General features: G+C 57.1%; 11 protein-coding genes and 1 pseudogene. 4 read left to right on the forward strand and 8 right to left on the reverse strand.

The window, feature by feature from the left end:
* Both ACFDSS_RS11265 and ACFDSS_RS11270 read right to left on the reverse strand, forming a co-directional pair.
* Positions 1–281, reverse strand: a pseudogene (locus ACFDSS_RS11265) (capsule biosynthesis protein); the annotation flags it as partial.
* On the reverse strand, positions 259–918 hold the full coding sequence (locus ACFDSS_RS11270; protein WP_375255839.1) for an ABC transporter ATP-binding protein: 660 nt from the start codon (positions 916–918) through the stop codon (positions 259–261). The gene ACFDSS_RS11270 and the pseudogene ACFDSS_RS11265, both read right to left, overlap by 23 nt.
* Positions 919–1069: 151 nt before the next feature.
* Here ACFDSS_RS11270 and ACFDSS_RS11275 point away from each other — a divergent pair, with 151 nt between their 5' ends.
* Positions 1070–1651, forward strand: coding sequence for a uracil-DNA glycosylase family protein (locus ACFDSS_RS11275; RefSeq protein WP_375255840.1), 582 nt, complete (start codon positions 1070–1072; stop codon positions 1649–1651).
* Positions 1648–2424, forward strand: a complete 777-nt coding sequence (locus ACFDSS_RS11280) for an SseB family protein (protein WP_375255841.1) — start codon at positions 1648–1650, stop codon at positions 2422–2424. The genes ACFDSS_RS11275 and ACFDSS_RS11280 overlap by 4 nt, the downstream gene beginning before the upstream one ends.
* Here ACFDSS_RS11280 and ACFDSS_RS11285 read toward each other — a convergent pair.
* From ACFDSS_RS11285 to ACFDSS_RS11310, 6 genes are all read right to left on the reverse strand, one after another.
* The gene (locus ACFDSS_RS11285; protein ID WP_375255842.1) at positions 2421–3353 is read right to left on the reverse strand and encodes a 2-hydroxyacid dehydrogenase; all 933 of its coding nucleotides are present in this window, start codon (positions 3351–3353) and stop codon (positions 2421–2423) included. The genes ACFDSS_RS11280 and ACFDSS_RS11285 overlap by 4 nt on opposite strands.
* Entirely contained in the window at positions 3353–4492 is a 1140-nt protein-coding gene (rodA, locus tag ACFDSS_RS11290) for a rod shape-determining protein RodA (RefSeq protein WP_375255843.1), read from the reverse strand. The genes ACFDSS_RS11285 and rodA overlap by 1 nt, the downstream gene beginning before the upstream one ends.
* A gap of 31 nt (positions 4493–4523) precedes the next feature.
* The gene (locus ACFDSS_RS11295) at positions 4524–5063 is read right to left on the reverse strand and encodes a rod shape-determining protein MreD (protein WP_375255844.1); all 540 of its coding nucleotides are present in this window, start codon (positions 5061–5063) and stop codon (positions 4524–4526) included.
* Entirely contained in the window at positions 5056–5979 is a 924-nt protein-coding gene (gene mreC / locus ACFDSS_RS11300; protein ID WP_375255845.1) for a rod shape-determining protein MreC, read from the reverse strand. The genes ACFDSS_RS11295 and mreC overlap by 8 nt, the downstream gene beginning before the upstream one ends.
* A 27-nt stretch (positions 5980–6006) precedes the next feature.
* Positions 6007–7044, reverse strand: coding sequence for a rod shape-determining protein (locus tag ACFDSS_RS11305; protein ID WP_375255846.1), 1038 nt, complete (start codon positions 7042–7044; stop codon positions 6007–6009).
* A gap of 306 nt (positions 7045–7350) precedes the next feature.
* Positions 7351–8907 carry a 2-isopropylmalate synthase gene (locus ACFDSS_RS11310; RefSeq protein ID WP_375255847.1) on the reverse strand — a complete coding sequence of 519 codons (1557 nt, stop codon included), beginning with the start codon at positions 8905–8907 and terminating at the stop codon, positions 7351–7353.
* Between the two features lie 306 nt (positions 8908–9213).
* Between ACFDSS_RS11310 and ACFDSS_RS11315 the strand changes: the two genes are divergently transcribed.
* Both ACFDSS_RS11315 and ACFDSS_RS11320 read left to right on the forward strand, forming a co-directional pair.
* Positions 9214–9876: an SDR family NAD(P)-dependent oxidoreductase gene (locus ACFDSS_RS11315; protein WP_375255848.1), complete on the forward strand. Its 663-nt coding sequence runs from the start codon at positions 9214–9216 to the stop codon at positions 9874–9876.
* Positions 9873–10241 (forward strand): cryptochrome/photolyase family protein (locus tag ACFDSS_RS11320; RefSeq protein WP_375255849.1); only part of this gene is annotated, 369 nt, incomplete at its 3' end. The genes ACFDSS_RS11315 and ACFDSS_RS11320, both read left to right, overlap by 4 nt.

The raw sequence follows: 10241 nt of genomic DNA on the forward strand, positions 1-10241 counted from the left end.
CGCTGAAACGGGTCAATCCCGGTCAGACGCAGCTGGCGCACGGCGTCATAATCTGATGATGCATTAATCCCGTTCTTGATTGCGACGCGGCGTGCGAGACGCAGTTGGCGAGCCGTCAGCCCTTCTTTGCTGATCGCTGTGATCTGTTCGGCATGGGTGAGCTGCTGATCGGCTTTGACCGCAGCTTCAGTGAGGGGCTCGGCTATGGTCGGCTCTTGGTCCGGGTTTTGCCCCTCGCGGCGGCGGACACGGAAGCGCTTAATCGTGGGTTTGGTAGTCATATAGAACCCTTGCCTCTTCCAGTGAGTCAAACATATGTAATTGCCCGTTCTTGAGCACCGCAGCAGACTTCGCAATCCGCTCCAGCGTCGCAGGTTGATGCGAGACGATAACAACGGTCGCTTTTTCTAACCGCTCCCGCAGGATTTCGCCAGCGCGCCGATTGAATTCCACATCCGCCGAAGCGGGCATCCCTTCATCAATCAGATAAATATCAAAATCAAGCGCCAGCATCAGCGCAAACGTGAACCGCGATCGCATACCTGAGGAGTACACCCCGACGGGCTGTTCAAAATATTCCTCTAGCCTGCAGAGCCATCTGCAAAATGCCTCGACGTAGTCGGGATCAAGGCCATAGAGCCGCGCGATGTAACGGCTGTTTTCCTTCGCCGACAGCTTGCCGTTGATCCCACCGGTAAACCCGAGCGGAAACGATACCCGGCAGGTTTTGCGAATGGTGCCTTCATCGGGTTTTTCCAATCCCGCCATCATGTTGATAAGCGTCGTCTTGCCGGTCCCGTTCGGCGCGAGAATGCCGAGCGAATTGCCAAGCTCAACCCGGAAAGATGCGCGGTCCAGAATGACCTTGCGTTGGGTGCCTGTCCAAAATGATTTGCTGACCGAAGAAAACTCCAGCATGTGTGCCCTGCTCTGATGCGCGCCCTGTGTTTTATGGGCAAACTATTAACATGCCCTCAGCCATTTCAATAGCGCGACTTTGCAGCATATTTATAGCGACATTCGTGTGAACATCATAGGTTTGGCGCAACGAGCAAGGAAAGACTGCGACATGCCGCTCCAATCCGCCATCGAGAACTGCAGCCTATGTGCTGCTCGTTTTGCCGCGACCGTGACGTGCCACGACCCAAGGCCCGTTGTCTGGTTCGATGCCACGCCGCGCATTTTGCTTGCAGGGCAGGCGCCGGGGATGCGGGTCCACCAATCCGGGATCCCATTTGATGACCGCTCAGGCGATCGATTGCGCGACTGGATGGGCATTGATCGACGCGTGTTCTATGACCGCCAGCAGATCGCGATTGTGCCGATGGCTTTTTGCTTTCCGGGCTATGATGCCGCGGGTTCGGACCTGCCTCCGCCCAGAATTTGCGCGACGACGTGGCATGATCTGGTAATGGCGGAGATTGGCGAGGTGCCGCTCACTTTGCTGGTTGGTCGCTATGCGCATCGCTGGCATCTTGGTGTCAAATCCAATGTTACGCAAACAGTTGCGGACTGGCGCGACCATGCACCGCGCGTGTTTCCCTTGCCTCATCCATCGTGGCGCAATACCGCTTGGTTGAAGAATAACCCGTGGTTTGCGGAGGATCTATTGCCCGCTCTGCGCGCCCAAGTGAAAGATGCATTGCCATGACCGACCTTGATGAAGCGCACGCCGCGATGGAGGCCGCACCGCAGGACGACACCGCGCGATTGCGTTTTTATGAGCGTCTGGCGGATACCGAACTCTTCATGCTTTTGGGCGAAGAGGCGGCAGGCGCGCAGATCACGCCAGAGCTTTTTGAGATTGAGGACCAACGGTTCACGTTGGTCTTTGATCGCGAAGAGCGGTTGTCGCAATTCGTGGGACGTGTTGCACCCTACGCTGGCCTGCCGGGGCGGGCATTGGCGCAGATGTTGCAAGGGCAGGGGATAGGATTGGCGCTCAATCTTGAAGTCGCGCCTTCTGCAACGTTGATCCCGGCGGAAGCGGTCGATTGGCTGGTCGAAACGCTGTCCCATGGGCCTGATGAAACAGAGGCGCGTTTGACCGAAATTGCGGCCCCCATGGGTCTGCCAGAGGCCGTTGTCACCGGGCTGGACCGCAAGCTGGCAATCGCGGCAGGGTTGGCGCGTTTTGCCTATCTGGCAGCGGCCACATATGAAGACGGCGCGCGCGGTCATGTTCTTGCCTTCGTGGATGCCGTGGAGGGGGCCGAAAAAGCGCTTGCGTCCGCGGCGGGCGAGGCGCTGACATTTTCTGGGATCGAAGCGGGTGTTATGGATGTGCTTTTTGTGAAAGCGAGCGATCCCTTGTCGGCTAACCTTGCGCGCGTCGGGCTGCGCTTTGATCTGCCAGAGCCGGAAAAACCACATCAGCCAGGCGCACCGGGGATGGACCCGCAAAGCCCCCCGAAACTGCGTTAATAGGCCAATCCGCGATCAACCAGATAGTGCAAGGGCTTTCCGGCCTGCCCGCGTGTGATATTTTCTGCAATCACCCGGGCTGCGGTTTCGGCGCGTGTCGTCGAGGCAATATGGGGCATGACGGTCACCTTCGGATGCGCCCAAAACGGATGGTCCGGCGGCAGCGGTTCAGTGCGAAATACGTCCAGTGTCGCATGGGCAAGCTGGCCGCTGTCCAGAGCCTCCAGCAGTGCCCTGTCATCAATCAACGGGCCACGACCGGGATTGATGACAAACCCGCCTCTGGCCATGCGCGCAATGGTCTCGGCATTGATAATATTCATGGTTTGAGGTGTTTGCGGCAGGAGCAAAATCACAATTTGCGCGTCCTTGAGCGCCTCTTCCAAGCCTTCATCACCATGCAGACAGCGGATATTCGGGATATCTTTGGCGCTGCGGCTCCATCCCGTGACGGGAAAGCCAAGCTGGTGCAGTGCCTGTCCACAAGCCGCACCCAATGCGCCAATGCCAAGGATCGTCACAGGCCGATTTGCAGCGACAGGCGGAATGATACCGTCCCGCCAAACGCCGTCTTGGTTGGTGATATGAAGGTCCATGCCCAGATGATGGCGCAGGGTATGTCCCGTCACCCATTCAATCATCCCGTCGGTCAGACTTTCATCCACCAAACGGCAGAGCGGCTGCGTCAAAGTCGCATTGTCCACGACGGTCTCAACACCGGCCCAAAGGCCCATGACGGCCTTTGTCTTGGTGTAGGGCGTGAAATCAGTCACCGGACCATTTGGCGCGAAAATGATATAGTCGACATCCCCAGGCGCATGATCGCGAGAAAGAGACGCGTGCAGACCGCACTCAGCAAAGGCAGCGTTCAAGGGGGCCTGGTATTCGTCCCAAGCTGCGGGTTTGGCGGAAAACAGAATATTGAGCATTAACGGGGCCTGTGTACATGCGCACTTTGAACCAGTCCGAAGCCGACCAGAAGAACGAGCATCGCCGAGCCGCCGTAACTGACAAGCGGTAGCGGTACGCCGACAACAGGGGCAAGGCCAGTGACCATCGCCATATTGACCGCAAAGAACAAAAAGAACGTTATCGCGATCCCCAGTGTCAAAAGTGACGCGAAGCGATCGCGATTGCTAAGGGCTGAAACGACACAGAAAAAGACGATCAAGAGATAAAGACCGAGCAGACTGACCGCACCGACAAATCCGAATTCCTCGGCCAATGTGGTAAAGATGAAGTCCGTTTGTTTCTCGGGAAGGAAATTCAACCGCGATTGTGTCCCTTGCATAAATCCACGTCCTGTCCAGCCACCAGAGCCGAACGCAATCTTGGCTTGCGTGATATGGTACCCGGCGCCAAGCGGGTCATTGGAAGGATCAAGGAATGTGTCAATGCGTCGGTACTGGTAATCCTTGAGCAATTGCCAGGGCGTGCCGCGGCTTTGGAAAACTGCGACAACTGCGCCAATGCCAGCACTTGCAACGGTCGCAAAATAGATCCAATGCACGCCGGCAAGAAACATAACCGACGCGCCGCCCATCAGCAGCAATAGTGCCGTTCCCAGATCAGGCTGGTTCAACACAAGCATCGTCGGGATAAGCATGAAAAAGACCGGCAGCAACACCCACAAAGGATGCGAGGTTTTCTTGCTTGGCAACCAGTCATAGTAGGCCGCGAGAAACATCACCAGCGTGATCTTCGTCAGCTCTGAGGGTTGCAGCCGCATGAAGCCGATATCGATCCAGCGCTGGGCGCCCATGCGGACCTCACCGAAGAATTCGACCCCGAGCAACAGCACAATCGATCCGCCATAGGCCAGAAACGCCATATTGCGCCAAAACCAGATCGGTACCATTGCCACGATGAACATCAACACCATGCCAAGCGCAAAGCGTTCCATCTGCGGCACCGCCCACGGGCGCGTTGAGCCTCCGGCGACGGAATAGAGCATGACAAAGCCAGTGCTCGCCACCGCAATCAGCAACAGGATGATCGGCCAATGCAAATACAAGACCTTGCGAAATCCAGTGGGTACGAACTTGGTATTGTGCGCAAGATAGCTCATTGACGGCGCCGCGCTCTTTTGGGGTGCCACTTCATATCAGATGCCCTTTGCTTCCGGTTTCGCCCGGTGCGGTCCGTCTGACGCCAAAAATGAAATGTGCCGCAAGCAACACCAATGGGTAGACAAGGATCGTGGCCAGCATCTGCGTCACCGTCAAACTGACCGGCGGTCGGGGGAGCATGACAACTGTCAAAACGATCAGATTGGCCAGCGTGATCGCGACGATCCCGCCGGCAATCGTGCCCCACTCCGCGAGCAAAGGCATATTGCGAAACTCGTGGGTCCGGCGGCGGATCACTTCGGTCAGGATCACAACAAGAGCAGCCCAAAGCCCAGGCGGGCGCATGAACAGAAAATCCGTCATCAAGAAGAAAGCGGCGACGACGATGACGGGCAAATAAGACGGCTTGCGCGCCACCCACGCCAAAGTCACCGCAAGCAGCATATCCGGCCCCGCCCATGAATGCGGGCGCATATCGCGCGGCACAAGTGCAATCACAACGATGATAAAGGCGAGCCCGACGAAAACGCCGCGGTTTATCCATGTCTTGCCATCGCTGCGCTCAGCCATCAGCGGCCTCTTGTGATTGCAAGGCAACGGGGTTGACGCTGGCAGGCTCAAGAAATTCGGCGTCTGGCGCCAAAAGCTGATCTGGATCAGGAATGGCCTCATGGGGCTGAGATCGCAGGACACGCAGGAATTCAAGGCGTTGGTAATCTGCTGCCAGCCGGACGCGCAGGCGGTCTGCGGTGTCCAATGCGACCTGTCCAACCAAAAGGTCTGCCGGGAAGATGCCGCCATCACCCGATGACACAACACGGTCGCCGGGGCGCACGAAGGCGGTGTCATCCAAAAACTCAAGCGGAGGGTTCAAAGAGTTGTCGCCAGCCAGAATTGCCTTTTGGCCGGACGGTTGGATTGTCACGGGGATTCGGCTTGAGGTATCGGTCAACAGCATCACGCGGCTGGTTTCATTGCCAACGCCTGCGATCCGCCCAACAAGTCCGATCCCGTCCATTGTTGGCCAGCCATCAAGAATACCATCACGTGCGCCCACATTTACAAGGACAGATTGCCGGAATGGCGATCCGCTGTCGGTAATGACAACGCCGGTCACATATGTCAGCTGCGGATCAAGGCTGACGTTATTGAGGTCAAGCAGCTTGGCGTTCTCCTGCTCAAGCTGGAGCGCGGCTTCTTTCCATGCCTTCATCTGCTGCAATTCGCGGCGAAGGTCCTGGTTCTGGGCGCGTAGCTGGCGGTAGCTCTCAAAGTCACTTAACAGATTGGCCGCACCGGTGATCGGTGCCATAGCCCAGTCGAACGAAGGCACAACCGCATCTATGGCCGCCGCACGAAACCGTTCGACGCGTGGGCTGTCGATCCGCCAGATGAGAAACAAGCCAACCAAGGCCAAGACCAATAACCCGACCAGCAACCTGCGGATCGGGCCAATATAGTCTTCGTTGGTCTTGTCACGTGCCAAGGGCGGCTTTTCCCTCGTTGTCGGGTGTTAGCTGTCGTAGTCTATCACATGCCGCAGCTGTTTTTCATATTCTAGTGCACGACCGGTGCCCAGGGCCACACAATTGAGTGACTCGTCAGCGACCGAAATTGCAAGCCCGGTCTGCTCACGCAATGCCAGATCAAGCTGACCGAGCAGCGCACCGCCACCAGTGAGCATCACACCGCGGTCAACAATATCCGCCGCAAGGTCCGGCGGTGTCGCTTCGAGTGCTGTCATCACGGCTTCGCAGATTTGTTGGACCGGCTCCGCAAGGGCTTCAGCGACCTGCGCTTGCGAGATCTCGGTTTCCTTGGGCACGCCATTGAGCAGGTCACGGCCACGAATTTGCATTGACTGACCACGGCCATCATCGGGCATCCGGGCGGTGCCGATCGATGTCTTGATCCGCTCCGCAGTGCTTTCCCCGATCAGAAGATTATGTTGGCGGCGCAAATAGTTGATGATCGCCTCATCCATCCGGTCACCACCGACACGGACGGAGCGTGCGTAGACAATGTCACCCAAAGACAAAACGGCCACTTCTGTTGTGCCACCACCGATATCGACGACCATGTTGCCGGTCGGATCAGTGATTGGCATACCGGCGCCGATGGCGGCGGCGATGGGCTCTGCGATCAAACCGGCGCGGCGGGCCCCTGCGGACAGGACCGACTGACGGATCGCGCGTTTTTCCACTGGCGTCGCGCCATGGGGGACGCAAACAATGATCTTGGGCTTCGAGAAGGTGGATCGGCGATGCACTTTGCGAATGAAGTGCTTAATCATTTCTTCTGCGGTGTCAAAATCCGCGATGACGCCGTCGCGCATCGGTCGGATCGCCTCAATGCTGCCGGGGGTGCGGCCAAGCATCAGCTTGGCGTCTTCACCGACTGCCAATACTTTCTTGACGCCATCTTTGACGTGGTATGCCACCACTGATGGTTCCGACAATATGATGCCCTTGCCTTTGACAAAGACCAGCGTGTTCGCTGTGCCGAGGTCAATCGCCATATCCGAAGAAAAAATTCCGCCAAAGCCTGCCATGAAGTGGCCTTCCCAATCCCAATGTGTCTTGGCCCGCACCGCTGCCGGTGATGCAGGCCTCAGATGCTTATAAGCTTTGCGTTCAGAGGATTGAAGCCCTCGAATGCCGCGACGCAGCGGCAAATCTATTCTTATGATTTTACAACTTTTATTTCGTTGAAATGGGTTCTCTAAGCGCAAGGATTTCATATTTTCGGCTTTTGTCTTCCGCAGCAAGAGCATCGATAGGGCTGGCGCCGGTTAAAACAAAAACGGGCGGCACGCTTTTACGCACCACCCGTATCTCGACTGAGTCGCGGATTGCGGTCAGGTATCTTTGTAGGAAACACCTTTGATATCGTAGCCGGGCTCTGATTGTTCGCGGCGCACCAGTAAGCGATTGAGCGCGTTTATATAGGCCTTCGCGCTGGCCACGACGGTGTCTGTATCCGCCGATTGGCCGGTGGCAATGCGGCCTTCTTCCTCCATCCGCACAGTGACTGTGGCCTGCGCATCGGTGCCTTCGGTGACGGCACTCACCTGATAAAGTTGCAAACGCGCGCGGTGGGTGAAGATGGCTTTGACTGCGTTGAACGTGGCATCGACCGGGCCGTCGCCAGTCGCCGTCGTTGCAATATCCGCGCCATCAACTTCCAGCACCATGTCAGCGGTCTGAGGCCCCTGGGTGCCGCAGACAACGCGCAGGGATTTCAGCTTGAGGCGATCGTCCTCGGCGTCGTTTTGGGTGACCAAAGCCATCAGGTCGTCGTCAAAGACCTCCTTTTTGCGGTCGGCCAAATCCTTGAAACGAACAAAGACATCATTGAGTTGGTTATCAGCCAGATCGAAGCCCAGCTCTGTCAGTTTGGCCCGCAAAGCGGCGCGACCGGAGTGTTTGCCCAATGGCAAGGACGTCCCCGACAGTCCCACGTCCTCGGGCTTCATCACCTCGAAGGTTTCGCGGTTTTTCAACATGCCGTCCTGATGAATCCCGCTCTCATGGGCAAAAGCATTCTTGCCGACGATGGCTTTGTTGAATTGCACGGCAAAACCGGACACGGTCGCGACACGCCGCGAGATGTTCATGATCTTTCGGGTGTCGATGCTGGTTTCGAAGGGCATGATATCGCCACGGACTTTCAGTGCCATGACAACTTCTTCCAGCGCGGTATTGCCCGCGCGTTCACCCAGACCATTGATTGTGCATTCGATCTGACGCGCGCCACCTTCGACAGCGGCCAGAGAGTTTGCCGTCGCCATACCAAGGTCGTTGTGGCAGTGGGTGGCAAAAATCACTTCATCTGCGCCGGGAACTTCATTGATTAACATACGGATCAGATCTGCACTTTCCACGGGTGCGGTGTAACCGACCGTATCTGGTATGTTGATCGTCGTGGCACCGGCTTTGATCGCAATTTCGACAACGCGGCGGAGGTAGTCTTCTTCCGTGCGGGTCGCGTCCATCGGGGACCACTGCACATTGTCACACAGATTGCGCGCATGGGTGACCGTGTCGTGGATGCGCTCTGCCATTTCGTCCATCGTCAGATTTGGAATGGCGCGGTGCAGCGGGGAGGTGCCGATAAAGGTGTGAATGCGCGGCGATTTCGCCTGTTTCACGGCGTCCCAGCACCGGTCAATGTCTTTGTAGTTGGCGCGGGCCAAGCCGCAGATTGTTGACGATTTTGCTCGCGCCGCGATGTCGCTGACCGCTCTAAAATCACCTTCTGAAGCAATCGGAAAACCCGCTTCGATAATGTCGACGCCCATTTCATCCAGAAGTTCTGCGATTTCGAGCTTTTCGTCATGGGTCATGGTGGCGCCCGGCGACTGTTCGCCATCGCGCAATGTGGTGTCGAAAATCAACACTTTATCTTTGGTCATGTTCCTAATCCTTTGGTCCTTAGCATTCTAGATTGGCGCTGGTCCCCTCTGAGCGGTCGCGCCGAATGGCACGCTCAGAGGTTGCTAAGGCGTAGGCGCGCGCGCAAAAGCAGACCCAAGGGGTCCATGCTGGTGATATTGCTGCGCGTCATCATGGGGGCGACTATACAAAGCTTTGCCCGGTTGGAAAGGGAGGAATGCGCTCCGCGCGGGAGTTTTTGGCCAAGATGAAGGAGCGGCGTTGCGTGCCGCTGCTGGTCTGTCGCTGATGCGGCCCTAGGTCTTGGAGGGGAAGTGGAGATTGCGATGAAAGCTTTGGTTATAGGAGCGAGTGGCGGGATCGGTGCGGCGATCGTCACGCAGTTGCGAATGGCAGGCTGGGATGTGACCACGCTTTCGCGGTCGCGGGACGGTTTGGATGTGACGGACGCCGCCTCTGTCGACGCGGCGATGAACGAGTTATCGGGGCCTTTTCACTTGATTTTGATCGCGGTTGGCATTCTTGCACCTGATAGTGGCCAGCCAGAAAAGTCGCTTGCTGCAATCGATGCGCTGGCGATGGCGCGGGTTTTTGCGGTAAATACGATTGGCCCGGCGCTTGTTTTGCGGCATGTCTCGCGGCTGTTGCCGAAAGACCAGTGCGGCGTCGTAGCGACCCTGTCTGCGCGCGTTGGATCAATTGGGGACAACCAGATCGGCGGATGGTATTCCTATCGCGCGTCAAAGGCGGCGTTGAACCAGATTGTGCATGGTGCTGCGATTGAACTTGGTCGGTCGCACAAGCAATGCATCTGTGTAGTACTCCATCCCGGCACGGTTGAGACGCCGTTTACAGCCAATTATGCGGGTCGCCACAAGACTGTACCTGCGCAGGACGCTGCCGGAAAATTGCTTGATGTGATCGCGTCGCTCACACCAGCGCAAACGGGTGGATTTTACGATTATGCCGGGCGGGAGATCGTTTGGTGAAGCTGGTCCTTGTCCTCGGAGATCAACTTTCGCTTGATCTATCAGCACTTCAAAAAGCAGACAAAAACCGCGATCGGGTTGTTATGGCCGAAGTCTCTGGCGAGGCGACTTATGTGCCGCACCACCCCAAGAAGATCGCTTTTACTTTCATGGCGATGCGGAAGTTTGCGAAGACGCTTCGCGCGGAGGGTTGGCGCGTGGACTACACCAAGCTTGATGATCCCGAAAACACGGGCTCTATCACCGGCGAGCTGATCCGTCGTGCCGCTGACCATGATGCCGCCGGGGTTGTCTACACTGAGCCGGGTGAGTGGCGTTTGATTGCCGCGCTCGCCGAAATGCCGTTGCCCACGCATTCATTGCCA

This window comes from Yoonia sp., assembly GCF_042093035.1.
Lineage (GTDB): Bacteria > Pseudomonadota > Alphaproteobacteria > Rhodobacterales > Rhodobacteraceae > Yoonia.

Excerpts from the sequence above, each read along its gene's own strand:
- ACFDSS_RS11270 (WP_375255839.1), bottom strand. The coding sequence starts at position 918 with ATGCTGGAGTTTTCTTCGGTCAGCAAATCATTTTGGACAGGCACCCAA.
- ACFDSS_RS11295 (WP_375255844.1), bottom strand. The coding sequence starts at position 5,063 with ATGGCTGAGCGCAGCGATGGCAAGACATGGATAAACCGCGGCGTTTTC.
- ACFDSS_RS11275 (WP_375255840.1), top strand. The coding sequence starts at position 1,070 with ATGCCGCTCCAATCCGCCATCGAGAACTGCAGCCTATGTGCTGCTCGT.
- ACFDSS_RS11280 (WP_375255841.1), top strand. The coding sequence starts at position 1,648 with ATGACCGACCTTGATGAAGCGCACGCCGCGATGGAGGCCGCACCGCAG.
- ACFDSS_RS11285 (WP_375255842.1), bottom strand. The coding sequence starts at position 3,353 with ATGCTCAATATTCTGTTTTCCGCCAAACCCGCAGCTTGGGACGAATAC.
- ACFDSS_RS11315 (WP_375255848.1), top strand. The coding sequence starts at position 9,214 with ATGAAAGCTTTGGTTATAGGAGCGAGTGGCGGGATCGGTGCGGCGATC.
- rodA (WP_375255843.1), bottom strand. The coding sequence starts at position 4,492 with ATGAGCTATCTTGCGCACAATACCAAGTTCGTACCCACTGGATTTCGC.
- ACFDSS_RS11305 (WP_375255846.1), bottom strand. The coding sequence starts at position 7,044 with ATGGCAGGCTTTGGCGGAATTTTTTCTTCGGATATGGCGATTGACCTC.
- ACFDSS_RS11310 (WP_375255847.1), bottom strand. The coding sequence starts at position 8,907 with ATGACCAAAGATAAAGTGTTGATTTTCGACACCACATTGCGCGATGGC.